The organism is Mycobacterium colombiense (genome assembly GCF_001665835.1).
In the GTDB taxonomy this organism is placed as follows: Bacteria; Actinomycetota; Actinomycetes; order Mycobacteriales; family Mycobacteriaceae; genus Mycobacterium; species Mycobacterium colombiense_A.
Genome location: NZ_LZSX01000063.1, coordinates 80492 through 102700, shown reverse-complemented (window position 1 = coordinate 102700; position 22209 = coordinate 80492). Strand labels below are relative to the sequence as shown.

23 protein-coding genes, 1 pseudogene and 1 riboswitch are annotated in these 22209 nt (G+C 66.1%); of the genes and pseudogenes, 23 read left to right on the top strand and 1 reads right to left on the bottom strand.

Translation table 11 applies throughout. The features are described 5' to 3' along the window. The first annotated feature begins 91 nt into the window (after positions 1–91). The 21 genes and pseudogenes from A5760_RS12540 (at position 92) to A5760_RS12450 (ending at position 20276) form a co-directional block, all read left to right on the top strand. Entirely contained in the window at positions 92–391 is a 300-nt protein-coding gene (locus tag A5760_RS12540) for a PE family protein (protein ID WP_007771419.1), read from the top strand. Between the two features lie 319 nt (positions 392–710). Further along, positions 711–1007: a WXG100 family type VII secretion target gene (locus A5760_RS12535; protein WP_064881136.1), complete on the top strand. Its 297-nt coding sequence runs from the start codon at positions 711–713 to the stop codon at positions 1005–1007. A 50-nt stretch (positions 1008–1057) separates the two neighbouring features. Beyond that, a complete protein-coding gene (locus tag A5760_RS12530; protein WP_007771417.1) occupies positions 1058–1342 on the top strand; it encodes a WXG100 family type VII secretion target in 285 nt (94 codons plus the stop codon). A gap of 106 nt (positions 1343–1448) precedes the next feature. Next, complete coding sequence (locus A5760_RS12525; RefSeq protein WP_007771416.1) at positions 1449–2351, top strand: ESX secretion-associated protein EspG; 903 nt, start codon at positions 1449–1451, stop codon at positions 2349–2351. A 267-nt stretch (positions 2352–2618) separates the two neighbouring features. Continuing rightward, positions 2619–4130, top strand: a complete 1512-nt coding sequence (gene eccD, locus A5760_RS12520) for a type VII secretion integral membrane protein EccD (RefSeq protein ID WP_064881134.1) — start codon at positions 2619–2621, stop codon at positions 4128–4130. Beyond that, a complete protein-coding gene (locus A5760_RS12515; protein WP_064881132.1) occupies positions 4108–5979 on the top strand; it encodes a S8 family serine peptidase in 1872 nt (623 codons plus the stop codon). The genes eccD and A5760_RS12515 overlap by 23 nt, the downstream gene beginning before the upstream one ends. 19 nt (positions 5980–5998) lie before the next feature. After that, the gene (gene eccE, locus A5760_RS12510; RefSeq protein ID WP_064881130.1) at positions 5999–7207 is read left to right on the top strand and encodes a type VII secretion protein EccE; all 1209 of its coding nucleotides are present in this window, start codon (positions 5999–6001) and stop codon (positions 7205–7207) included. Further along, on the top strand, positions 7204–9036 hold the full coding sequence (eccA5, locus tag A5760_RS12505) for a type VII secretion system ESX-5 AAA family ATPase EccA5 (protein WP_064881128.1): 1833 nt from the start codon (positions 7204–7206) through the stop codon (positions 9034–9036). The genes eccE and eccA5 overlap by 4 nt, the downstream gene beginning before the upstream one ends. 137 nt (positions 9037–9173) lie before the next feature. After that, positions 9174–9349, top strand: a riboswitch (M-box (ykoK) riboswitch). Between the two features lie 279 nt (positions 9350–9628). Then, positions 9629–9928, top strand: a complete 300-nt coding sequence (locus A5760_RS12500) for a PE family protein (RefSeq protein ID WP_064881126.1) — start codon at positions 9629–9631, stop codon at positions 9926–9928. Positions 9929–9947: 19 nt separating this feature from the next. Continuing rightward, positions 9948–11135 carry a PPE family protein gene (locus A5760_RS12495; RefSeq protein WP_064881124.1) on the top strand — a complete coding sequence of 396 codons (1188 nt, stop codon included), beginning with the start codon at positions 9948–9950 and terminating at the stop codon, positions 11133–11135. A gap of 19 nt (positions 11136–11154) precedes the next feature. Continuing rightward, a complete protein-coding gene (locus A5760_RS12490) occupies positions 11155–12363 on the top strand; it encodes a PPE family protein (RefSeq protein ID WP_064881122.1) in 1209 nt (402 codons plus the stop codon). 18 nt (positions 12364–12381) lie between these two features. After that, on the top strand, positions 12382–12717 hold the full coding sequence (locus A5760_RS12485) for a DUF732 domain-containing protein (protein WP_064881120.1): 336 nt from the start codon (positions 12382–12384) through the stop codon (positions 12715–12717). 73 nt (positions 12718–12790) lie between these two features. Continuing rightward, a complete protein-coding gene (locus A5760_RS26670) occupies positions 12791–13156 on the top strand; it encodes a hypothetical protein (RefSeq protein WP_155764311.1) in 366 nt (121 codons plus the stop codon). Between the two features lie 58 nt (positions 13157–13214). Continuing rightward, positions 13215–13327 (top strand): annotated as a pseudogene (locus A5760_RS26990) (type VII secretion protein EsxI); the annotation flags it as partial. Positions 13328–14009: 682 nt separating this feature from the next. Continuing rightward, positions 14010–15272 (top strand): PPE family protein, encoded by a 1263-nt coding sequence (locus A5760_RS12480; protein ID WP_064881118.1) that lies wholly within the window; start codon positions 14010–14012, stop codon positions 15270–15272. A 68-nt stretch (positions 15273–15340) separates the two neighbouring features. Then, positions 15341–16744, top strand: a complete 1404-nt coding sequence (locus A5760_RS12475; RefSeq protein WP_064881116.1) for a PPE family protein — start codon at positions 15341–15343, stop codon at positions 16742–16744. A gap of 59 nt (positions 16745–16803) precedes the next feature. Next, entirely contained in the window at positions 16804–17127 is a 324-nt protein-coding gene (locus A5760_RS12470; protein ID WP_064881114.1) for a DUF732 domain-containing protein, read from the top strand. A gap of 121 nt (positions 17128–17248) precedes the next feature. Next, positions 17249–17572 carry a DUF732 domain-containing protein gene (locus A5760_RS12465; RefSeq protein ID WP_064881229.1) on the top strand — a complete coding sequence of 108 codons (324 nt, stop codon included), beginning with the start codon at positions 17249–17251 and terminating at the stop codon, positions 17570–17572. Positions 17573–17797: 225 nt separating this feature from the next. Beyond that, positions 17798–18514 carry an MgtC/SapB family protein gene (locus tag A5760_RS12460; protein WP_064881112.1) on the top strand — a complete coding sequence of 239 codons (717 nt, stop codon included), beginning with the start codon at positions 17798–17800 and terminating at the stop codon, positions 18512–18514. A 42-nt stretch (positions 18515–18556) separates the two neighbouring features. Continuing rightward, positions 18557–19501 carry a sterol desaturase family protein gene (locus A5760_RS12455; RefSeq protein WP_064881110.1) on the top strand — a complete coding sequence of 315 codons (945 nt, stop codon included), beginning with the start codon at positions 18557–18559 and terminating at the stop codon, positions 19499–19501. A 94-nt stretch (positions 19502–19595) separates the two neighbouring features. After that, entirely contained in the window at positions 19596–20276 is a 681-nt protein-coding gene (locus A5760_RS12450) for a hypothetical protein (RefSeq protein WP_064881108.1), read from the top strand. A 6-nt stretch (positions 20277–20282) separates the two neighbouring features. Here the strand turns inward: A5760_RS12450 and A5760_RS12445 are convergent, their stop codons facing one another. Then, the gene (locus A5760_RS12445; protein ID WP_064881106.1) at positions 20283–20729 is read right to left on the bottom strand and encodes a nitroreductase/quinone reductase family protein; all 447 of its coding nucleotides are present in this window, start codon (positions 20727–20729) and stop codon (positions 20283–20285) included. 122 nt (positions 20730–20851) lie between these two features. Here A5760_RS12445 and A5760_RS12440 point away from each other — a divergent pair, with 122 nt between their 5' ends. Further along, on the top strand, positions 20852–21535 hold the full coding sequence (locus A5760_RS12440) for a TetR/AcrR family transcriptional regulator (RefSeq protein ID WP_196772074.1): 684 nt from the start codon (positions 20852–20854) through the stop codon (positions 21533–21535). A gap of 134 nt (positions 21536–21669) precedes the next feature. Beyond that, complete coding sequence (locus A5760_RS12435; protein WP_064881102.1) at positions 21670–22170, top strand: VOC family protein; 501 nt, start codon at positions 21670–21672, stop codon at positions 22168–22170. Positions 22171–22209: the final 39 nt, after the last annotated feature.

The window sequence follows — 22209 nt, the reverse complement described above, 5'->3', positions numbered from 1 at the left end:
AACAATTGCAAACACCGGGCTTCCACACCGACCTGGGGAGCCCCAGTCATCTAGTCTCGCAGAGTCGGGGATTGAACTAGGAGGGAACAATATGTCGTTCGTGACCACACAGCCGGAGGCTTTGGCCGCGGCGGCCGGGAACCTGCAGGCTATCGGGTCGACCTTGAGCGCCCAGAACGCAGCCGCTGCAGCCCCAACGACGGGGGTGGTACCCGCCGCTGCCGACGAGGTGTCGGCTTTGACCGCGGCTCAGTTCGCCGCGCACGCGCAGATGTACCAAGCAGTGAGCGCCCAGGCCGCCGCGATCCACGAGATGTTCGTGAACACCCTGTCCACCAGCTCCGGTTCGTACGCTGCGACCGAAGCAGCCAACGCGGCCGCCGCCCTCTAGCTCGGACAGGCGGTTCGGGGGCTTGGAACAGGTCGTCACCGAAATGGGTTCCAACGTGACCGCCCCTCAGGGGACGATTTCGGACCCGCGGGATCGGGCTCTTACAGCGTCCCGAAACGCAACACGCACTCCGTCAACTCAAACGCCGCGGTTCGGGTTTGACGTCCGTCTCACCGTGACAGCACCCGGTGGCCGCCGGCTGACGGAAAGGGGGGGTTATTTCTATTCATTCGGCTCGGCGGTTGCGTAACGCGTAAACGATCCGGCCACCGTCTTCACCACATCACCCAGTAACCACATAGCAAGGAGAACAGCCGACATGGCAACACGTTTTATGACCGACCCGCACGAGATGCGGGCGATGGCGGGCCGCTTCGAGGTGCACGCCCAGACCGTTGAGGACGAGGCTCGCAAGATGTGGTCGTCGTCGATGAACATCGCCGGCTCGGGCTGGAGCGGTCAGGCCCAGGCCACCTCGTACGACACCATGGGACAGGTCAACCAGGCCTTCCGCAACATCGTCAACATGCTCCACGGAGTGCGCGACGGACTGATTCGCGACGCGAACAACTACGAGCAGCAAGAGCAGGCCTCGCAGCAAATCCTCGGCAGCTAGCGCTAAAAACCGCAGCTGCGTAACATCTCAAGACATTAGGAGAACACGTTATGAGCATTAACTACCAGTTCGGCGATGTAGACGCCCACGGTGCCTTGATCCGCGCCCAGGCCGCGTCCTTGGAGGCTGAGCACCAGGCCATCGTTCGCGATGTGCTTGCTGCCGGTGACTTCTGGGGCGGTGCGGGTTCGGTGGCATGCCAGGAGTTCATCACCCAGTTGGGTCGCAACTTCCAGGTCATCTACGAGCAGGCCAACTCCCACGGACAGAAGGTTCAGTCCGCGGGCAGCAACATGGCCAGCACCGACAGCGCCGTTGGGTCCTCCTGGGCCTAACCCGCAACTTCAGGCGCGGCAGCACACCACCCGTCGGTGTGCTGCCGCGTCCTGCGGTTACCGAGCAGTTTGGCTTTGAGGTAACTAGGGACCAATTGGGGATTTGATGGACCAACAGAGCACCCGCACCGACATCACTGTCAACGTCGACGGCTTCTGGATGCTGCAGGCGTTGCTGGACATCCGGCATGTCGCGCCGGAGCTGCGGTGCCGGCCATACGTGTCTACCGACTCGAGCGACTGGCTCAACGAGCATCCCGGAATGGCGGTGATGCGCGAGCAGGGCATAGTCGAGAACGACCAGGTGAACGAGCATGTGGCCGCGCGGATGAAAGTGCTCGCCGCGCCCGACCTCGAGGTTGTCGCCCTGTTGTCCCGAGGCAAGCTGGCCTACGGCGTCCTCGATGACGAAAATCAGCCCCCGGGCTCGCGCGACATCCCCGACAACGAGTTTCGGGTGGTCCTGGCCCGGCGCGGCCAGCACTGGGTGTCGGCGGTCCGGGTTGGCGGCGAGATCACCGTCGACGACGTCGCCGTCGCGGACAGCGCCTCGATCGCTTCCCTGGTGATCGATGCGCTGGAGTCCATCCACCACGCCGAACCCGCGGCGATCAACGCCGTCAACGTGCCGCTGGAGGAGATGCTGGAAGCGACGAAGTCCTGGCAGGAGTCGGGCTTCAACGTGTTCTCCGGCGGAGACCTGCGCAGGATGGGAATCAGCGCCGCGACGGTGGCCGCGCTGGGTCAGGCGCTGTCCGACCCGGCCGCCGAGGTTGCGGTGTACGCCCGCCAGTACCAGGACGACGCCAAGGGCCCGAGTGCGTCAGTGCTGTCACTCAAGGACGGCTCCGGCGGCCGCATCGCGCTCTACCAGCAGGCCCGCACCGCGGGTTCGGGGGAGGCATGGCTGGCCATCTGCCCGGCCACCCCGCAGCTCGTGCAGGTGGGCGTCAAAACGGTGCTGGACACCCTTCCCTACGGCGAGTGGAAAACGCACAGCAGGGTCTGACATTCGCGCGAAACGCAGAGTTCACCAATGTCTCTGCACTCAACATGCGGTTGAGCTGCGAACACGGCATACTTCTCTCAAGGCATCAGCAAATCTCAAACCGGTGTCAACGACAACTCTTAATCGCAAGGCGAGGCAGATGGAATTCCAATTAGTCGGAATGCACTTTGCGGGGGGCCGCAGCACCTCGACGGGTACTCCGGCGCACCCCCGCGCGCGACTCGCGGCACGGGTTCACACATTCATCACGATAGGGAGTACAGGGCGATGACTGCGGTAGTTGAAGTACCACAGCCTGATGTAGAGGGAATCTCGCAGCCTCAGGCAGTCGTCGTCGGCGTGATGGCCGGCGCGGGTGTCCAGATCGGCGTCCTGCTGGACGCCAACGCTCCCGTTTCGGTGATGACCGAACCGTTGCTGAAGGTGGTCAACAGCAGGCTGCGCGAGCTCGGTGAGACTCCGCTGGAGGCGTCGGGCCGAGGCCGCTGGGCGCTGTGCCTGGTGGACGGCTCGCCGCTGCGGGCCACCCAATCGCTGAGCGAGCAGGACGTCTACGACGGCGACCGGTTGTGGATCCGGTTCATTCCGGACACCGAGCACCGCTCGCAGGTCATCGAGCACATCTCCACCGCCGTCGCGGCGGACCTCAGCAAGCGCTTCGCCGCCATCGACCCCGTCATCGCGGTTCAGGTCGGTGCGTCGATGGTGGCCATCGGCGTGACGACCGCGGCCGGCCTGCTCGGCTGGTGGCGTTGGCACCACAACTCGTGGCTTCCGACCGTGTACGCGGGCGTGATCGGCGCCGTGGCGCTGGGTGTTTCGCTTCTGCTGTTGATGCGGGCCCACACGCAGCAGGAACGGCGCGTCGCCGACACCATGCTGTTGAGCAGCCTCGCGCCGTTGGCGATCTCGGCGGCGTCGGCGCCGCCCGGCGGCGTCGGATCACCGCACGCGGTACTGGGTTTCGGGGTCCTCACGATCGCGGCGATCCTCGCCCTGCGATTCACCGGACGCCGCCTGGCGATCTACACCGCCATCGTCACCGTCGGCCTGATCGCGTCGGTGGCCGCGCTCGCGCGCATGGTCGCCATGACGAGCGCCGTCACGCTGTTCACCTGCGTCGTGCTGGTGTCCGTCATGATCTACCAGAGTGCGCCGGCGATCTCGCGGCGACTGGCCGGCATCCGGCTGCCCGTCTTCCCGTCGGCGACCAGCCGGTGGGTGTTCGAGGCCCGGCCCGACCTGCCCACCACGGTGGTGCGCTCCGACGGTGGGCCGCCGGTCCTGGAGGGGCCCGCCTCCGTCCGCGATGTGCTGACCCAGGCCGAACGCGCCCGGTCCTTCCTGTCGGGTTTGCTGATCGGGCTCGGCGTGCTGATGATCGTCTCCCTGACCGCGCTGTCGGATCCGCACACCGGACAGCGCTGGCTGCCGGTCCTGCTGGCCGGCTTCAGCGCGGGATTCCTGATGCTGCGCGGCCGCTCCTACGTCGACCGCTGGCAGGCGATCACCCTGGCCGGGACGGCGGTGCTGATCGTCGGTGCGGTGGTGTTGCGCTACGCACTGGTGCTGCAGTCGCCGCTCGCGGTCTCGATCAGCGCGGCAATCCTGGTTCTGCTGCCCGCGGCGGGACTGACATCGGCGGCCGTCGTGCCGAACACCGTCTACAGTCCGCTATTCCGCAAATTCGTGGAATGGATTGAATACCTCTGCCTGATGCCAATTTTCCCGCTGGCATTGTGGTTGATGAATGTCTATGCAGCAATCCGCTATCGCTAACGGCAAGATGTGGCGTGGTCGCGCGGCTGCCGCGACCATCGCCGCGACGCTTCTCGCGTCGGGCGCCTTAGCCGGCCTGCCGCCCGCGTACGCGATCTCGCCCCCGACGATCGACGCCGGCGCGGTCCCGCCGGACGGTACGCCGGGACCGGGGGCTCCGATGAAGCAGAACTCGTACTGCACCGAGGTCGGTGTGCTGCCCGGGACGGATTTCCGGCTGCAGCCCAAGTACATGGACATGCTGAATCTGCAGGAGGCGTGGCAGTTCGGTCGGGGTGCCGGCGTGAAGGTGGCCGTCATCGACACCGGCGTGACGCCGCACCCCAGGTTTCCGCACCTGATTCCCGGCGGTGACTACATCATGTCGGGGGACGGACTGTCCGACTGCGACGCGCACGGCACCATCGTGGCGTCGATGATCGGTGCGGCGTCGGCCAACGGCGCGGGCGTGCCACCGGCGGCACCGCGCAAGCCGGTCACCATCCCCACTACCGAGCCCCCGCCGAAAGCGCCACCGCCGCAGACGGTGACGTTGTCGCCGCTGCCGCAGACCGTGACGATGGTCCCGCCGCCGCCGTCGCAGTCCCAGGAACAAGCGCCGGCCCCGGGTCCCTTCGGCGCGCCACCGCCGCAACCGGCGGCTCCCCAACCGGCGGCTCCGCAGCCCGCGGGCCCGCCCCCGGGACCGTCTCAGGGCGGCCAGGGTCCCAATGGGCAAGCGCCGGCGTCCAGCCACGGCGACGGCACGGTGACCATCCCGGGCTATGCCGGTGGCGCCCACGTGGCCAACGTCGACAACCTGCGCGGCCCGCGCCCGCTTGACCCGCCGCCACCACCGCCCCCGCCCCCACCGCCGAAGGCCGGTCCGGACGCGTTCAGCGGGGTGGCCCCGGATGTCGACATCATCGCGATCCGGCAGTCCAGCCAGGCCTTCGGCCTCAAGGACGCCTACACCGGCGACGAGGATCCGCAGACGTCGGCGAAGATCGACAGCGTGCAGACGATGGCGCGGGCGATCGTGCACGCCGCCAACATGGGTGCTCAGGTCATCAACATCTCGGATGTGACCTGCATGAGCGCGCGCAACATCATCGACCAGCGTTCGCTGGGCGCGGCGGTACGCTACGCGGCGGTCGACAAGAACGCCGTCATCGTGGCTGCCGCCGGCGACACCAGCAAGAAGGACTGCAAGCAGAACCCGCCCCATGATCCGTTGCAGCCCAACGATCCTCGCAACTGGAACGCGGTCACCACGGTCGTGACGCCGTCCTGGTTCAGCGACTACGTCCTGACGGTCGGTGCGGTCGACACCGAAGGCCGCCCGCTGAGCCAGGGCAATCAGGGCCAGGCATCGACGAGCGTGGCCGGGCCATGGGTCGGGATCGCCGCACCCGGAACCGACGTCATCGGACTGTCGCCCCGGGACGACGGCCTGATCAACGCGATCGACGGACCCGACAACACGCTGCTGGTTCCGTCCGGCACGAGCTTCTCGGCGGCGATCGTGTCCGGCGTTGCGGCACTCGTGCGGGCCAAGTTCCCGCAGCTGTCGGCGTATCAGGTCATCAACCGGTTGACCCGGACCGCCCGCGCGCCGGCGCGCGGCGTGGACAACCAGGTCGGTCACGGCGTGGTCGACCCGGTGGCGGCACTGACCTGGGACGTACCCGACGGTCCGGTGAAACCGCCGCAGCAACTGTCGGCACCGCTGAACATTCCGAAACCCGTCCCGCACCGCGATATGGTGCCAGTGTGGGTGGCCGCCGGCGGCTTGCTCGGGGCGCTACTCATCGGCGGCGGAGTGTTCGGTACGGCGATGCTGATGAAGCGATCGCGGAAACAGCAATAGGGGCGGAGCAGCAGCACTCATGAAGCGTCAGCGCAGGTTCGGGTTGTCCTTGTCGTGGCCGCGGCTGACCACCGTGTTTTTGGTCGATGTCGTGATCATGCTGGTGGCCAGCCACTGCCCCGAGTCCTGGCAGGGCACGTATCGCATCGCGTTCTGGGTCGGTGTCGGCCTGGCCGTGCTGGTGACGCTGCTGTCGCTGGTCACCTACCACGGCCTCACCGTCACGTCGGGGCTGGCCACGTGGCTGTGGGATTGGTCCGCCGATCCGGGCTCCGCGCTGGCCACGGGCTGCACCCCGGCCCTCGACTACCAGCGCAAGTACGGGCGTGACAAGGTCGGCGTGCGTCAGCACGAAGGCCAGCTGGTCACGGTGATCGCCATCAGCGGCGGCGACGACGACTCGGCCTCGCGCCTCCGGCACCGGAACTCGCCCCCCACCCTGCTGGTGTCGGCCGTCGCTTCGGGCCTGCGTCAGTTCGACGTCCACCTCGATGACGTCGACATCGTGTCGGTGAAGGTCCGCCGCGGCGGCTCTGGAGTTTCGGCCGCCGAGTTGTCCAAGCTGGACGACTGGGGCCCCGAGGAGTGGGAGGTGGCCAACGACGCGCCCACCTCGTACATTCGCCGCACCTGGCTGGTGTTGCGGATGAACCCGCAGCGCAATGTCGCCGCCGTGGCGGCCCGCGATTCGCTGGCGTCGACCTTGGTTGCCGCCACCGAACGGCTCGCCCAGGATCTCGACGGGCTGACCTGTGCGGCCCGGCCGCTGACCGCGGAGGAGCTGGCCGAGGTCGATCGTGCGGTCCTGGCCGATCTGGAGCCGACCTGGAGCCGTCCCGGCTGGCGCCGCCTCAAGCACTTTAACGGGTTCGTCACCAGCCTGTGGTTGTCGCCGTCCGACATCACTACCGACAAGCTGGACGAGCTGTGGGAGGACGAGACCGCTGCTACGGTGCTGACCATCCGGCTCACCTCGCGCGGCGGCCGGCCGCAGGTATCGGCCTGGGTGCGGTACCACACCGAAAAGCGGTTGCGCAGAAACGTCTCGTCGGGCCTCAACCGTCTCACCGGACGGCAGCTGGCCGCGGTGCGGGCCAGCCTGCCCGCCCCGACGGTGCGCCCCCTGCTGGTCGTGCCGAGCCGTCCATTGCGCGCCGACGATGACGACCTTGCACTATCCGTCGACCAGCTGCGAGGGAGCTCGGCGGGCGTACCTGTAGCGCAATGACGAGGCCGCAATCAACCGCTGAAGGTGCCCGTAACGCGATGGTCGCGGGCCTGCTGGCCTCGGGCGTCTCGGTCAATGGGCTGCAGCCCAGCCACAATCCGCAGGTTGCGGCGCAGATGTTCAACACAGCGACCAACCTGGATCCGGGAATGTGTGACGCCTGGCTCGCGCGGATCCTGGCGGGGGAGCAGAGCATCGATGTGCTGTCCGGTGCGTGGTCCTCGATCCGGACGTTCGGTTGGGAGACCCGCCGCCTCGGGGTGACCGAGTTGCAGTTCCGGCCCGAGGTTTCCGACGGGTTGTTCCTGCGGCTGGCCGTCACCACCGTGGAGACGCTGGCGTGTGCGTACGCCGCGGTCCTCGCCGCAGCGAAACGCTACGAGGAAGCCGCGAAACTGATCGACGGCGTCGAACCCCGTCAGCCGGTCGATGAGGAACTGGTCAGCTACGTGCGCGGCGTGCTGTATTTCCGCACCGCTCGGTGGCCGGATGTGCTGCATCAGTTCGCCGAGGGGAAGAGCTGGCGGCAGCCCGAACTGAAGGCCGCCGGCGCCGCGATGGCCACCACGGCGCTGGCGTCGCTGGGTGTGTTCGAGGAGGCGTTGCGCCGGGGCCAGGAGGCCATCGAGGGCGACCGGGTGCCGGGCGCGGCCAACATCGCCCTGTACACGCAGGGCATGTGCCTGCGGCATCTGGGCCGCGAAGATGAGGCCGTCGAGCTGCTGCGCCGGGTGTACTCGCGGGATCCGAAGTTCACGCCGGCCCGCGAAGCGCTGGACAACCCGAACTTCCGCCTGGTCCTGACCGATCCGGAGACGATCGAGGCCCGGACCGACCCGTGGGATCCGGACAGCGCGCCGACCCGGGCCGAGACGGAGGCCGCCCGCCACGCCGAAGAGGCGGCGAAGTACCTGGCCGAAGGTGACGCCGAGCTCAACGCCATGCTCGGCATGGAGCGCGCCAAGCGCGAGATCAAGCTGATCAAGTCGACCACCAAGGTGAACCTGGCGCGCGCCAAGATGGGCCTGCCGGTGCCGGTCACCTCGCGCCACACGTTGTTGCTCGGCCCGCCCGGAACCGGAAAGACTTCGGTGGCAAGGGCTTTCAGCAAGCAGCTGTGTGGGCTGACCGTGCTGCGCAAGCCCGTGGTGGTGGAAACCAGCCGGACCAAGCTGCTGGGCCGTTACATGGCCGACGCCGAGAAGAACACCGAGGAACTCCTGGAAGGCGCCTTGGGCGGCGCGGTTTTCTTCGATGAGATGCACACGCTGCACGAGAAGGGCTACCAGCAGGGCGACCCCTACGGCAACGCGATCATCAACACGTTGCTGTTGTACATGGAGAACCATCGCGACGAGCTGGTGGTCTTCGGCGCCGGCTACGCCAAGGCCATGGACAAGATGCTCGAGGTGAATCAGGGTCTGCGACGGCGTTTTTCGACCGTCATCGAGTTCTTCAGCTACACCCCGGACGAGCTGGTCGCGCTGACCCGGTTGATGGGCCAGGAGAACGAAGACGTGATCACCGACGAATCGGCCCAGGCGCTGTTGCCGTCGTACACGAAGTTCTACCTCGACGAAACTTATTCGGAGGACGGCGATCTCATCCGCGGCATCGATACGCTCGGCAACGCCGGTTTCGTGCGCAACGTGGTGGAGAAGGCCCGCGATCACCGCAGTTTCCGTCTCGACGACGAGGACCTGGATGCGGTGCTGTCCAGCGACGTGACCGAGTTCAGCGAGCGTCAACTGCTGCGTTTCAAGGAGCTGACCCAGGAGGATCTCGCCGAGGGTCTCAGCGCGGCGGTCGCCGAGAAAAAGGCGGACTGACCCGTCGCTGTCGGGTCCGAGCGCCGTCGGAACGGATGCTGTTGCGCGTGCCCGCAAGGTGACGGGGGCGTGAACCGTTGGGATTGCGTTGTAGGTCAGCTTGACTCAACGGGGGCCGAGTGCCACCATTGCCAATGCAAGCACCTCGCTAGGTGAGGCGTCTGCACGGACACAGGCCACTGACCTCGAACGTCGAAAGACGCCCAGGGTCAGGACAGCTCCTCCCGGATTAAGGGTTGAGCCCAAGTGGCTTCCGGCTTTGGTTGGTCGGATACGCCGTGTGGTGCCGAAGCTCTGACGAGAGGGGTGCCGCAGCCGGTCGTTTCGCCTGGTTGTTCCTCCCCATGTGCAATGTGTGGCATCCCCGCGTGCCCTGGTCTTGAGGAGGTGAGAGCGAATTAGTCCCGATGACAGTCCGTATGCCAGATCGTTGACCATTTCGCGTCGATCCGACCTCGGCATCGTAATTTCCTGAATTGGCTTGTATTTAGCCGATTTTCGTAGCACGCGCGCTCGCTGAGTGCGGCGTAGGCGCGCGCCCGCGGCTGGCCAGAATCCCTGGCATGCCGACTTCTTCATGGGGAGATTTGTCATGAACTTTGTTACCGCACAGCCGGAATCGCTGGCCATTGCCGCCAGCCGGCTGCAAGAGATCGGTTCCGACCTGACCGCCCAGAACTCGGCCACCGCCATCCCGATGACTGGAGTGGTGCCCGCCGCCGCCGACGAGGTGTCACTGATGACCGCTGCGCAGTTCGCGCGGCACGCTCAGACATTTCAGGCGCTCAGCGCCCAAGCTGCGGCGATACACGAAAACTTCGTGACCACCTTGCAGACCAGTGCCGGATCGTATGCGGCCACCGAAGCCATCAACGCCGCTTCGGCCCGCTGAGCACGCCGGGGGATGGACAATGTTGGACTTTGCGGCGCTGCCGCCGGAAATCAACTCGGCAAGAATATATTCCGGTCCCGGATCGGGGCCGATGCTCGCCGCCGCCGCAGCATGGAACACGATGGCCGCGGAGATGCGTTCTGCTGCAGCATCTTACGGATCTGTGGTGACCGAACTGACGGGTTCGGGTTGGCTGGGGCCTTCGTCGATGTCGATGTTGGCCGCGGCGACACCCTATTTGGCTTGGCTGGTCGGCACCGCCACCCAGGCCGAGGAGGTCGGCAGTAAGGCCTTCGCCGCGGCGTCCGCTTATGAGTCGGCGTTTGCGATGACAGTGCCCCCGCCGGTCGTCGCGGCCAATCGCGCTCAATTGGCGATGCTGGTCGCTACCAACGTGTTTGGCCAGAACACCCCGGCAATCGCGGCCACCGAAGCCCAATACGGCGAAATGTGGGCTCAGGACGCGGGCGCGATGAACGGGTATGCCACCGCATCGAGTGCGGCGGCACAATTTACGCCGCTGGCCACGCCGCAGTCGAACACCAGCGCCGACGGTGTGGCCGGCCAAACCAACGCGGTGGCTCAGGTGGCTCAAACACCGGCCGGTGCCGTGCAGTCGAACCTGTCGTCGGCAGCTAGCGGTTCCACCTCCTCGTCCTCGGGGTCGGTGTCGTCGTACCTGGCGGGCCTGCTGAGCGGCTCGGACAATTCGGCCTTCGGCACCTTCACGAATGGCAACTTCTTCAGTACCGCGGTGGTGAACGGTGCTCTTGCCGGCGGCCCGTTCAACCCGCAATTCATCATTTCATCGCTGCAGGGCGTCCTGGCAGCGCAGCACGCCACGACACTGGGGGGTCTAGGGGACTTCGCCGCCGACGCCGAAGGCGTCGCGACTGCCGACCTGGCATCGAACACAGTGGGGTCGGCCGGCCTCGGCGGCGCATCCGCCGGGGTAGGCAACGCGCATCTGGTGGGGTCGATGTCGGTGCCGCAAAGCTGGGCGTCGGCGGCCAATATCACCCCCGGTCAAACGGCCGTGCAGGCCACCGGCGTTACCGGTCTCACTGACACGGGGGCAGCGCCAGCGGCAGGCGGACCCGGAGGCGTCGCGGGGCCGATGGGCGGCACCGGCAGGCGACTACGCCGCGCCATCCCCAAATACGGGTTCCGACCCGTCGTCATGCCGCGCCCGCCGGCCGCCGGCTAAGAACTCTGGAGAAGATGTCATGTCGCTTTATGCGGGATTGCCGCCGGAAATCAACTCGGCCAGAATCTATTCCGGCCCAGGCTCGGAATCCATGTTGGCCGCCGGGGCTGCGTGGAATGCCATCTCTGCTGAAATGCGTTCCGCAGCAACCGGTTATGAATCGGTGATCGCAGCGCTTACCAGCGAAGGCTGGTTCGGCCCGTCCTCGACGAAAATGTCGGCTGCGGTCGCACCTTTCGTCGAGTGGCTCAACACCACCGCCGCGCAGGCCGAGCAGGCCGGCGCACAAGCCAACGCGGCCGCAGCCGCCTACGAGGCCGCGTTCGCCGCAACCGTGCCCCCGGCCGTCGTCGCGGCCAATCGCACCCAGCTGACGAACTTGGTGGCAAGCAACGTTTTCGGCCAGAACACTGGGTTGATTGCGGCCAACGAGGTCCAATACGGCGAGATGTGGGCTCAAGACGCCTCCGCGATGACCAGCTACAGCACCGCCTCGCGCGCGGCGACCGAAATGACGCCATTCCAACAACCGCAATCCGACACCGCCAGCGACGGGACGGCCCAACAAACCGCCGCAGTTGTCAACGCCGCCTCGAGCAGCTCGGGCACCTCCTCGGGGCAGAGTCTGCTGGAGTGGCTTGGCCTTGCTCCCAATACGAATACCTCCACCACCGGGCTCGCCGGGTTGATGAACTACCTGGATGGGAGCAACGGGTCACTGCTGGGAAGCTTCCTCAACAACGCCTCGGTCGCCAACTTCTCCAACGCCTTTACCACCAGCGGGCTGCTGAACCCGACGTCGTTCATCGATTCGGCGGTCAGCATGAACTCCATCAACTCGCTGAACGCCGTCGACTCAACCACGTCGGGACTGGGAGTTCTGGCCGCCGGCCTCGGGGGTACCGCGAACCTTGCGTCGGTGACCGCGCCCGGCGCGGCAGCGGTGGCGGGCGTAGGGCAGGCGAGCCTGGTTGGGGCCCTGTCGGTTCCGCCGGCCTGGGGCGCAACGGGTGCGGCGATCACGCCGGTGGCCGCGACGACTCAGGTCGGCCTAGGGGCGTACCACGGTTTCGGCGCCGCCACCCCGATGGTGATGGAAGAGGCTGGGGCAGTGGGCATGCCGGGTGTGCCCCTGGCGGGGATCCCCGGTGGGCACGAGGACGAGTTCTCTGAGCCGATGTACGGGTTCCGTCCCCGCATCATGGGTCGCCCACCGGCCGCCGGCTAGGGACAGCGAGGTCGCGACATGAGGTTCCTACCGTTTCTGGCCAGCGTCGTTGCCTTAGTCGGCATGGCAGTACCAGCCCGCGCCGACTCCGATGACGACGCGTTCCTCGCCGCCCTCAACAAGGCTGGTATCACCTATCAGAGTCCCGACCGTGCGATAAAAGCGGGCCAAAAGGTGTGCGACTTGGCCAAGTCAGGTACCACAGAACTCGACATCATCAGGGACGTCCACGAGCTCAACCCGGCATTCGCCACAGGAAAAGCCGCCCTGTTCGTCCAGGTCGCGGCCAGCGTCTACTGCCCCGACCGTCTATCCACCAGCGATGGGGGAACAAACCCCCAGAGCAGTAGCTAAGGCCATATCGGAGGCTGGAGAACCGAGTCCGCACGTCGTGTCCACCGTGCCTGTGTGTGGCGTAGCCCCCGACGTGTGCGTACGCAAGGCTCGCGATAATTACCCCAGCGCGCCCGGTGCTCGCGGGCGCGCCAGCATCCACATCGCAGCCAAGCGTGAACGTCGTTTCACACCGCAGTCGTCACCCTTTCGGGTCGTCGATAAAACAACGTCGGGCGGCGCGCCACCTGACGTTGTTGGCGTGCCGAACCCCTTCACAGGACGCAACCAGGTTTGTGAGAACCCGGCGGTCTGGTGGTCGGTCCCATTTCTATCCACACAAATCCACAAATTCGGGCTGTTCGGCAACGGCTCAGACCCCGTTATCGGCGTGGGAGTGGAACCGGAAAGCGGCGGTGATCAGCAGAAGATGTCCTTCCAGGAAACTGCCAGTAGCTAATCAGTGCCAGAGCAGAGTGACCGCGTCTACTCGTATGAGGGAACCGTAGGAGAAGGGTATGACGATCAATTACCAGTTCGGCGATGTAGACGCCCATGGGCCCCGATCCGCGCCCGGGCCGCGCCGTCGGGGGCTGAACATCAGGCCGTCGTTCGTGATGTGCCGGCTGCTGCTCTACCAGCAGGCCGACTCCTGCGGGCGGAACGTTTTCGTTGCTTCCGCAGCAGTGTCGAAATGCGTCTAGTGAATTCATAGCGGACGACGGCGTTATCAAGAGCTGGGATGCGCTTCCGACGAACCGAAAAATATACGACTTAGTAAGTTTCTTAAACCGATAAAAGGGGTTGCCAAGATTCGCAATCGGAAACAAGAGCGGTAGCTTTTGAGCTAGTCGATAATGTCGGCAACGGTGCCGATTTTCGTATCAGAATTCGTCGAACTGGTGGGTACACGGATTAATCGTGTTAATCCGTCGCTGAATGCTGCCCATACGCGCTTCACTACGTGATCTACACCACTAACTCGACGCTTGCTATATACCGTTCTCACACAGGTCAAGACGTTGTAAACAGATTTGTTTTACAAATGTTTACCTGACGGCAACGCCCGACGAAATAAGCGATCGGCAGCATCGTCAGTGCAAAAGCAGCGTCGCTTGACTACTCGTTTGTACGCCATTTAGGCGCCGATTCAGAGCTAGGAGCAAGATGGCTTCGTTGTCTGCAGCACATGGAATCTGCACATGTATCTCGTAGTGGATTGCATGAATTCCCTTAGAGCTGCGACTTCGTCGATGCCGGGGTCGCGAAGCGGTGCCTACCATGGCCGCCAGATGAGGGACCGGAGGTTTTAGATGTTGGATTTCGGGGCTTATCCGCCGGAATACAACTCGGGGCGGATGTACGTCGGAGCGGGGTCGGGACCGCTGCTGGCCGCGGCGGCGGCGTGGGACGAATTGGCCGGGGAGCTGCAGAGCACCGGGGCGTCGTACAGCTCGACGATCGAAACCCTTGCAACGGGTCCGTGGACGGGCCCCTCATCCATCGCGATGGCGGCCGCGGCAGCACCGTACGTGGCGTGGATCCACGCCACCGGCGCACAGGCCGAGCAGGCGGGCGCCCAGGCCAAACTCGCGGCCGGCGCCTACGAGGCCGCATTCGCGGCGACGGTTCCGCCGCCGGTGATCGCCGCCAACCGCTCGCTGCTCGCGACGCTGGTCGCCACCAACATCCTCGGGCAGAACACCCCGGCGATCGCAGCCACCGAAGCCCAGTACATGGAGATGTGGGCGCAGGATGCCGCCGCCATGTACGCGTACACGGCGGCGTCGGCGGGCGCCTCTCAGCTGACCCCGTTCGCGGAGCCACCCCAGACCACCAACGACTCGGCCGGTCCGACGCAGGCCGCCGCGGTCGCCCAGAGCACCGGGCAGTCCAGCGCGAATACCGTCAGCCACCTGTCCCAACTGAGCACCACGATGCAGCCGGCGGCCCAGGCGGCGACGAATGCCAGCTCAACGCCGGCGGCGTCGGGCTCGTCACTTACCCTGCCGAGTGCCGTGACCAACTGGAACGAGTTCTGGTCAGTCCTCACCGGGCCGTACTCCCCGCAGTCGTGGAGCAGCATCCCTGGCGGTCCGTTCCTGTCGTTCGGCCAGGCCTACTCCTGGGGCCAGAACGGGCAGGGCGCCGCCGCCTATCTGGCCGGGCCGAAAGCCATTTCGGGGGCATTGGCGCCGCTCACCAGCGGCCCCAGCGCCGTCAAGCCCATGCTGAGTTCCGCGGTTGGATCGGGCCAGGTGTCGGGGTCGATGGGCAAGGCCGCTCTGGTCGGCAGCATGTCGGTGCCGCAGGGCTGGACGGAAGCCGCCCCGGCGATCCGAACACTCGCCCAGGGGTTGCCCACCAACATGGCGGCGCTGCCGGCCGCGATGGCCGGCGAGGAGGGCGTCTTCAGCCAGATGGGCTTGTCCAGCCTGGCCGGGCGCGCCGTCGCGTCCGCGGCCACCCGACCGGTCGGCGGCACCGCCTCGGCGGCAGGCTCGTTGGGCGGCATTGCCGCCGAAGCCGATCCGGCCGCGGCCACCATCATCGTGATCCCGTACGTCGAGGAATGACCGCGATGACCAGACCGTACGGCGGGCAAGCGCTGTCGATCCAGGCAGCCAGGTAAGGGGTACAAGAAATGTTTTACGGAGCCTTCCCACCCGAGTTCAACTCGGGCCGGATGTACAGCGGCCCGGGCGCGGGGTCGTTGGTGGCCGCGGCGACCGCGTGGCAGAACCTGGCCAACGAATTGCAGTCCACCGCAACGTCTTACTCGTCGGTGCTCTCCAGCCTGACCGCCGGGCCCTGGGTGGGTCCGTCATCGGTTGCCATGGCATCCGCGGCCACCCCCTACGTCGCCTGGATGCAGCAAACCGCCGCCCAGGCCGCGCAAACCGCGGCCCAGGCCACCGAGGCGGCAACCGCCTACGAGGCGGCGTTCGCCGCGCACGTGCCGCCGGCGGTTATCGCGGAGAACCGGGCCCTGCTCGCACAACTGGTGGCAACCAACTTATTCGGGCAGAACACGTCGGCGATCGCCGCGAATGAAGCCCAATACAGCGAGTTTTGGGCTCAGGACGCCACCGCGATGGACACGTACTTCGCCTCGTCTGCTACCGCGTCGAACAACTTGACCGAGTTCAGCCCGGCGCCCAAGACCACCAACGAGGCAGCCGAGCCGCTGCAAGCGGCCGCTGTGAGTTCGGCGGCCAGCACCCCTGCCGCCAATGTCGCGAATACCGCGGCTTCGGCGGCGACGACCACGTTGCCCTACAGCGGACTATTCTCCGGCCCGGCGAACCTGGCCTACATGTACAACCAGTTCGTCACTGGCCTTTTGAACGGACTCCCAGGCGGGTCCAGCTTCTATACCGGCTTGTACAACGCCGTGAAGGTGCCCCTGGGGCTGACCACGCAGTTCAACGACATCGGGTTGCTGATCAACTTTCCGTTGTCGCAGTGGCTCAAGTTCGCCCCACCCATCGCGTACGGGGCGCTGCCCAAAGACGCCTTGGGCGCGGGGCTGGGGGCGCTGGGCTTCGGCCGGGGCACGCTATTCAACGCGCTCACCCCGCTAGGCAGCATGGGAAATGCCGGCACCCTGGTCGGGAAGCTGTCGGTCCCGCCGAGCTGGGCCACGGCCACACCGGCGATCAGAACCGTCGCCGCCGCCCTGTCGGCCGCCGGGACCGAGGCCGTGCCGGCGGCCGCGCTGGGCGAGGGGAGTCTGTTCAGTTCGATGGGCCTGGCCGGGATGCTGGGCAGTGCAGTCGGCTCCGGTGGGCCCACCGTGGTGCGTGCCGGCGTGCGTAACCGGATGACGCCGATCAAGGACCTCAAAGACAAGCAATCGCCCGAACAGCTGAAACGCCTTGTCACACAAATCTCGGAGAAGCCCGAAACCGTGCAGCACCACAACGTCGATCAGGAGAACCTCGACGCGCTCCTCGAACAGCTGGCCAAGAAGCCGGGCATCCACGCGGTGCACCTGAAGAAGGGCGACAAGTCGAAGGTTCTGCCGGCCGATGCCCAGTTGGGTTGACGGCCAGGGTAACTCAGCATGGTTCAGCATTCTTCGGAACAACCGAAAGGGAGGCAGAGATGAAAACACTTCTGGCGCTGCTTGGCGCGTCGGCGATGATCGGCCTTGCCGCACCGGCGTACGCCGGTCCTCCGCCTGTGCCGGATGGTGACGACGGCGGCTTCGTCGCCGCGCTGCAGCAAGCCGGCTTCAGCTTCAACGACCCGGGTTCGGCCGCCGCCGCCGGCAGGGCGGTATGTTCCTGCCTAAACAACGGCGAGTCGGGCCTGGAGTTGGTCCACGACGTGAAAACCCACAATCCCGGGATGGACATGGAGATGGCATCGAACTTCGCACTGCTTTCCGCGAAGTTTTACTGCCCCCAGCAGCTCTCCAAGGCCTGAGCCGCGGCGGGCGGATGGTGATCGCTCGGACCGCTGATCTCGAATGCTCTGCCGCTCAATGGATCTGCGCAACTCCGCCCGCCGCTGCGGACATCGCCGCGACATGGGACAATTACTGGTCATGAGATTGCTGGCGGCGCTGAGCGTCGGCGTTTCGGCCGCGATCGGAATGGCCCCCCTCGCGCATGGCGACCCGGGCACACCCGGCGTCGACGAGGCCGGTTTCCTTGCCTCGCTGCGTAGCGCGGGAGTCAACTACTCGACCACAGAGGGCGCGATCAAGTTCGCCAAGGCGGTCTGCGTGTCAATGGGCAACGGCGAGGTCGGCCCGCAAATGGTCGACGAGCTGAAGAGCGAAAACCCAGGCCTCACCAACGATCACGCGACGTCGTTCTTGGCGATCGCGGCGAAATACTATTGCCCGCAGCAACTTAACCGACGATAGCCCGATCCGCCGGCGCCCCCGCACGTCGGGTGGCCGCGGCGCAACCAATTGACAGCGCGAAGGTTTCACCGATGTGGCTGCCCCGCGCCCGATTTGGCTCGGGTCCATCTGCCGTTCACTTCCACGTGTTTAGCTGCGCCAACCGGCACCGCGCAGGGACGCAACCAAAATCGCCCGGTGTGGCCGGGGATACTCGACAGCGAGCCCGGGGGAAGGGGTGACTCGTTGGAGACGCTGAGCGCTCTCGATTTCGTGCTCCGGCTGGGCGTCGGCGTGGGTTGCGGCGCCCTCATCGGCCTGGAACGGCAATGGCGGGCGCGCCGCGCCGGCCTACGCACCAACGCACTCGTGGCCGGGGGCGCGACGCTGTTCGTCCTCTACGCGGCAGCCACCTCCGACACCAGCCCCACCCGGGTCGCTTCCTATGTCGTGTCCGGCATCGGATTCCTCGGCGGTGGCGTGATCCTGCGGGAGGGAGTCAACGTCCGGGGCCTCAACACCGCCGCCACCCTGTGGTGCTCAGCGGCGATCGGCGTGCTGGCCGCTTCCGGGCACCTGGTGTTCGCGCTGATCGGCACCGGCACCGTCATCGGCATCCACCTGCTGGGGCGCCCGCTGGGCCGGCTGATCGACCGCGACAACAGTGCCGAAGAAGACGAGAGCCTGGTGCCCTACCTCGTGCAGGTGGTCTGCCGTCCGAAGCACGAGAAGTATGCACGGGCCCAGATCGTCCAGCACGCCGGCAGCAACGACATCACGCTTCGCGGAATCCATACCGGCAACCCGGACGGCGACGAGGTCACCCTGACCGCCCACCTGCTTATGAACGGCGGCGCCCCGGCCCGCCTGGAGCGGCTGGTGGCCGAACTGTCGCTGCTGCCCGGCGTCCGCGCGGTGCAGTGGTATGCAGGAGACGAAGCGCAGTCCGACGATCGTCGCTGAGGGCGTAAGGACGCCGCGGTCGCTCGTCGTAGTCTTAGCTGTGTGAGTGCCCTGTCAGGCTTCCTGTCCGCCCTGCCTCCGCAGATGCGGGATCCGGTGCTCGTCGCCATCCCGTTCTTCCTGCTGCTGTTGACTCTCGAATGGACCGCGGCCCGGAAGCTGGAACACCTCACGGCCGAGGCCGCCGCCACGGCGCGGCCGCCGTCGGGGGCGCACCTGACCCGCGATTCGATGGCGAGCATCTCGATGGGGCTGGTATCGGTGGCCACCACAGCCGGCTGGAAGACCCTGGCTCTGCTCGGCTACGCCGCGATCTATGCCTACGTGGCACCCTGGCACCTGTCGCCGACGCATTGGTACACCTGGATCGTCGCGATTCTCGGAGTGGACCTGCTCTATTACGCCTATCACCGGATCGCGCACCGGGTGCGATTGATCTGGGCGACCCACCAGGCCCATCACTCCAGCGAGTACTACAACTTCGCCACGGCGCTGCGTCAGAAGTGGAACAACAGCGGCGAGATCTTGATGTGGATTCCCTTGCCGCTGTTGGGAATTCCACCGTGGATGGTCTTCTTCAGTTTCTCGGTGAACCTGATCTACCAGTTCTGGATCCACACCGAGCGGATCGACAAACTGCCGCGGCCGTTCGAGTTCCTGTTCAACACGCCGTCGCATCACCGGGTGCACCACGGGATGGACAAGGTCTACCTCGACAAGAACTATGGCGGCATCTTGATCGTCTGGGACCGGCTCTTCGGAACCTTCCAGGCCGAGCTGTTCCGGCCGCATTACGGCCTCACGAAGCGCGTGGACACCTTCAACATCTGGACGTTGCAGACCCGCGAATACGTCGCGATCGCCCGCGATTGGCGATCGGCGACGCGGCTGCGCGATCGGTTGGGTTATGTGTTCGGCCCGCCCGGCTGGTTGCCGCGGGCGGCCCGTCACGCCGAGGCCGGCACCCCGGCCGTGACCTCCCTGTAACATTTGCGCAGGCCGGCGCGAAAAGCTGAGCGTGGAGGAACGGTTACGCCGTAACCTCGCCCTCCCGTCGGTATCGGCCCGATGGACGGAGTTCATGGTGCATCGTCTGGTAACGCGCTCGTTCGCCGCGTCGGCTACGGTCGTGGCCCTCGCCTCCTTTGTGCCGGCCGCGCCGGCCAAAGCCGACGTCGTGGTGTATCCGGGCATGGAAATACGCCAGGACAACCGCGTCTGCACGCTGGGGTACGTCGACCCCGGCCTGAAAATCGCGTTCACCGCAGGGCACTGCCGGGGCGGGGGCAGCGGTGTGGTGACGGACCGGGGCGGTGCCGTCATCGGCCGGATGGCGGCGTTCCGGGACAACACACCCACTGGAACCACGGTGTCCACGAGCCAGGTAATCAACGACTACGAGGCGATCGTGCTGGACAACAGCGTCATGGCAAACAACATCCTGCCCGGCGGCCGGCCGCTGGTCTCGGATCCCGGCCTGACGCTTGCGCCCGGGCAGCCGGTCTGTCATTTCGGCGTGATCACCGGGGAAACCTGCGGGACGGTGGAGAGCGTGAACAACGGTTGGTTCACCATGTCGCACGGCGTGCAGAGCCATAACGGCGATTCGGGCGGTCCGGTGTATCTGGCGCCCAGTGGCGGCCCCGGACAGATCGTCGGGATCTTCAACAGCGTGTGGGGCGACTTCCCGGCCGCGGTGTCATGGGGGGCTACGTCGGAGGAGGTCCGCGAGGACCTCGGAGTGCGCGACAACGCGCACTAGGGGCGGTCAGCCCGCCGGGGTGAGCGTGAACACCGGAATCGATGGTGCGGCGGCGCGGAACTGTTCGTCGGTGCTGTCCGGGGTCAACCCGGCGACATAGCCCTTGACCTGCCAATACCATCTGCCTAGATAGCGGCGCAATAGCTCGGGCTTGGCCGCGTCGTCGACCTCGTCGGCCCGTACGCGTCGCCGGTGCCAGCGGGGACCCACCTCGACGACGGACGCGGCCCGGACATTGCGCGCCCACTGCGTATTGCCGCGCGGCGAGACCAGGTAGTCCACACCGTCGACGGTCAGCAGGTTGATCACCACCGCGCGTTGCTTCCCGGTTTTGCGGCCGCGGACGCGCAGTGCCCGGGTCCCAGCGATGCTGATTCCCGCCTCGGCAAGCCAGCGGATGACCCCGTTGGCGGCGCGGGCGGCCCGGTTCGGTTCTTCGTAGCGGGTGGACATGGTGCGGCCTCTCAGCGAATCCTGGTCAAACTTTCGAGAGCGGTGCTCTCTGATGTGAACACGCTGCCACACCGTGCCACGGAAAGCAAGAGCGGTGTTCTCGGTTGTGTCAGACTGGCCGCGTGGGCAAACGCCAGGAATCGCGCGAGCAGATCGAGGCGCGCATCATCGAACTCGGTCACCGCCAGCTGGCGCAGCGCGGCGCGGCCGGACTGTCGGTGCGGGCGATAGCCCGCGACCTGGGCATGGTGTCCTCGGCGGTGTACCGCTACGTGTCCAGTCGCGACGAACTGCTGACGCTGCTGCTGGTCGACGCCTACTCCGACCTGGCCGACTCCGTGGATCGCGCCCGCGAGACGGTCGGAGACCTGTGGAGCGACGACGTCGTCGCCATCGCGCGGGCGACCCGGGGCTGGGCGATCGCGCACCCGGCGTGCTGGGCCCTGCTGTACGGCAGTCCCGTCCCCGGATATCACGCGCCGCCCGAGCGCACGGTCGCGGTGGGGACCCGGGTGGTGGCGGCGTTGTTCGATGCGGTGGCGGCCGGAATCGCCACGGGCGATATTCGGCTGACGAATGATCTTGCACCGCAACCGATGTCATCCGATTTCGAACGGATACGTCACGAGTTCGGGTTCCCCGGCGATGACCGGGTACTCGCCAAGTGTTTTTTGCTGTGGGCGGGGGTACTGGGTGCGATCAGCCTCGAGGTGTTCGGGCAGTACGGCACCGATACGCTGACCGACCCGGAAACCGTTTTCGACGCCCAGCTGCGGCTGCTGGTGGATGTCCTGACCCGGCACTGATCGCTCGCGGCGGCTCCGGGCGCGACCGAATTAGAACGTGTTCACCCGGCGATTCGCCGGCCGGAAGGGCTCGTCATGGCAAAGTTATTCGGCCCCTTTCTGGCGGCCCCGCGGCTGGACTATTCTGCGAGGCGATGACGCTTCTCGTTCAATCGCCGACGCAGATCGCCTGGGTCACCGCCGACCTTGATGCCACCGAAACGGCCCTCACCGGCCTGTTAGGTGTGCGGAAGTGGGTGCGCATAGCCGATGTGCACTTTGCTCCGGACACGTGCAGCTACCATGGCCTGCCCGCCGATTTCTTTGCCAGCATCTCGTTGAGCTACCTCGGCGACATGCAATTGGAACTGATCCAACCGGTCCGCGGCGAGAACATCTATAGTGACTTTTTGTCGGACTGCGGGCCGGGTTTGCACCACATCTGCATGGAGGTCGAAAGCCCCGAGCGACTGGAGGCAGCGGTGACCGAGGCCGCCGAGCGGGGCGCCGCGGTTGCGCAGCGAGGCGTGATGCCCGGCGGCATCCAATTCGTCTACCTGTCAGCGCCGCAAGCGGGCGTGCCGTATGTGGAGCTTGCGTACGTTTCGCCCGAAATGAGGGCGTTTTACGACTACATCAAACAGGAGCAGCGGTGAGCCGCGTCGGCGACGATGCGGAACGCAGCGATGAGGAGG

Coding starts and splice junctions, on each gene's coding strand:
- A5760_RS12540 (WP_007771419.1), top strand. CDS start 92: ATGTCGTTCGTGACCACACAGCCGGAGGCTTTGGCCGCGGCGGCCGGG.
- A5760_RS12535 (WP_064881136.1), top strand. CDS start 711: ATGGCAACACGTTTTATGACCGACCCGCACGAGATGCGGGCGATGGCG.
- A5760_RS12530 (WP_007771417.1), top strand. CDS start 1,058: ATGAGCATTAACTACCAGTTCGGCGATGTAGACGCCCACGGTGCCTTG.
- A5760_RS12525 (WP_007771416.1), top strand. CDS start 1,449: ATGGACCAACAGAGCACCCGCACCGACATCACTGTCAACGTCGACGGC.
- eccD (WP_064881134.1), top strand. CDS start 2,619: ATGACTGCGGTAGTTGAAGTACCACAGCCTGATGTAGAGGGAATCTCG.
- A5760_RS12515 (WP_064881132.1), top strand. CDS start 4,108: ATGCAGCAATCCGCTATCGCTAACGGCAAGATGTGGCGTGGTCGCGCG.
- eccE (WP_064881130.1), top strand. CDS start 5,999: ATGAAGCGTCAGCGCAGGTTCGGGTTGTCCTTGTCGTGGCCGCGGCTG.
- eccA5 (WP_064881128.1), top strand. CDS start 7,204: ATGACGAGGCCGCAATCAACCGCTGAAGGTGCCCGTAACGCGATGGTC.
- A5760_RS12500 (WP_064881126.1), top strand. CDS start 9,629: ATGAACTTTGTTACCGCACAGCCGGAATCGCTGGCCATTGCCGCCAGC.
- A5760_RS12495 (WP_064881124.1), top strand. CDS start 9,948: ATGTTGGACTTTGCGGCGCTGCCGCCGGAAATCAACTCGGCAAGAATA.
- A5760_RS12490 (WP_064881122.1), top strand. CDS start 11,155: ATGTCGCTTTATGCGGGATTGCCGCCGGAAATCAACTCGGCCAGAATC.
- A5760_RS12485 (WP_064881120.1), top strand. CDS start 12,382: ATGAGGTTCCTACCGTTTCTGGCCAGCGTCGTTGCCTTAGTCGGCATG.
- A5760_RS12480 (WP_064881118.1), top strand. CDS start 14,010: ATGTTGGATTTCGGGGCTTATCCGCCGGAATACAACTCGGGGCGGATG.
- A5760_RS12475 (WP_064881116.1), top strand. CDS start 15,341: ATGTTTTACGGAGCCTTCCCACCCGAGTTCAACTCGGGCCGGATGTAC.
- A5760_RS12470 (WP_064881114.1), top strand. CDS start 16,804: ATGAAAACACTTCTGGCGCTGCTTGGCGCGTCGGCGATGATCGGCCTT.
- A5760_RS12465 (WP_064881229.1), top strand. CDS start 17,249: ATGAGATTGCTGGCGGCGCTGAGCGTCGGCGTTTCGGCCGCGATCGGA.
- A5760_RS12450 (WP_064881108.1), top strand. CDS start 19,596: ATGGTGCATCGTCTGGTAACGCGCTCGTTCGCCGCGTCGGCTACGGTC.
- A5760_RS12445 (WP_064881106.1), bottom strand. CDS start 20,729: ATGTCCACCCGCTACGAAGAACCGAACCGGGCCGCCCGCGCCGCCAAC.
- A5760_RS12435 (WP_064881102.1), top strand. CDS start 21,670: ATGACGCTTCTCGTTCAATCGCCGACGCAGATCGCCTGGGTCACCGCC.